Raw genomic sequence first — 1,325 nt, 5'->3', positions numbered from 1 at the left:
GGCGGAGTCCATCGGTCTAAGCAACGCCTGATGGAGGGTGTTGTGTATGCCGATGAGGTATCCGTTTGAGGTGCGGGATGGGTTTTTCGCGTTGGTGTGTGGTGGGTGGTCGGTGCAGTCGGCGGCCTCGGCGGTCGGCGTGTCGTGGGATACGGGTTCGTTGTGGTGGCGAACATCGGGGCTTGTGGAGCCATCGTTGCGGCAGAACAGGGCTGGTGGGTTGCCGGGCAGCGCCCCAGCGCCAGTGCCGGGAGCAGTGCCGGGAGCAGTGCCGGGTGGGGTCGCGGGAGCGCCGGGAGCAGTGCCGGGAGGGCGGCGGGCGTTGAGCAGTGAGGACCGGGCGGTGATCGCGGTGCTGTTGCGGCAGGGGTTGTCGTATGCCGGGATCGGTGCGGCGATCGGGCGGGACAAGTCGGTGGTCTGGCGGGAGGTGGCCCGTAACCGCGGCCGGGACGGGTCGTACTGGGCACCGGTAGCCCACCGTGCCGCTCATGAGCGACGGCGACGGCCCAAAGAGTTCAAGCTGGCCGCCGATCCGGGGCTGTGTGGCCGGATCACCGACTGGATGGACGCCGGCTGGTCACCGGGCCTGATCGCGGCGGTCCTGCGCCACGATCACCCCGGGACCAGCATCGAGGAGAAGATGGCTCGTGTGTCGCACGAAACCATCTACCAGGCGCTGTATGTGCAGACCCGCGGCCAGCTGCGCCAGGACCTGCACCGGCAGCTGAGCCTGCGCCGAGCAGCGCGCAAACCCCGCGGCGGCGACCAGCGCCAAACCCGGAACCCGTACCGGGAAGCGTTCACGATCAGCCAGCGCCCCGCCGAGGCCGCCGACCGGGCCGTGCCAGGACATTGGGAAGGCGACCTGATCATCGGGTCCGCCAATCGTTCCGCGGTCGGCACCCTGGTCGAGCGCACCACCCGGTTCACCCTCTTGCTGCACCTACCCGGCCAGCACGACGCCGACACCCTCGCCGAAGCCATGATCACCCAAATGCGCAAACTGCCCGACCACCTGCGCCGCTCCCTGACCTGGGACCGCGGACGCGAACTCGCCGCCTACCGGCGCATCCAACTCGACCTCGACATGCCCGTCTACTTCTGCGACCCGCACTCACCCTGGCAACGCGGCACCAACGAGAACACCAACCGGCTCCTACGGCACTGGCTCACCAAAGGCACCGACCTCTCAACCCACACCGCCGCCGACCTCGACCGGATCGCCACCACCCTCAACCAACGACCCCGCCCTACACTCAACCTCAAAACCCCAGCCCAAGCACTAGCCGAACTACTCGTTGCTTAGACCACTGGACCCCGCC

The 1,325-nt window shown here is 68.3% G+C and carries 1 protein-coding gene; it reads left to right on the top strand.

Translation table 11 applies throughout. The features are described from left to right. Positions 1-46 precede the first annotated feature (46 nt). The gene (locus tag ABD260_RS37445) at positions 47-1,309 is read left to right on the top strand and encodes an IS30 family transposase (protein ID WP_344241730.1); all 1,263 of its coding nucleotides are present in this window, start codon (positions 47-49) and stop codon (positions 1,307-1,309) included. The last annotated feature ends 16 nt before the right edge of the window (positions 1,310-1,325 follow it).

The sequence above is a fragment of the Kribbella hippodromi genome (assembly GCF_039531045.1).
GTDB lineage: Bacteria > Actinomycetota > Actinomycetes > Propionibacteriales > Kribbellaceae > Kribbella > Kribbella hippodromi.
Note: the sequence above shows the minus strand (reverse complement) of the source record. Positions and strands in the feature narration are given on the sequence as shown.

Coding starts and splice junctions, on each gene's coding strand:
- ABD260_RS37445 (WP_344241730.1), top strand. CDS start 47: ATGCCGATGAGGTATCCGTTTGAGGTGCGGGATGGGTTTTTCGCGTTG.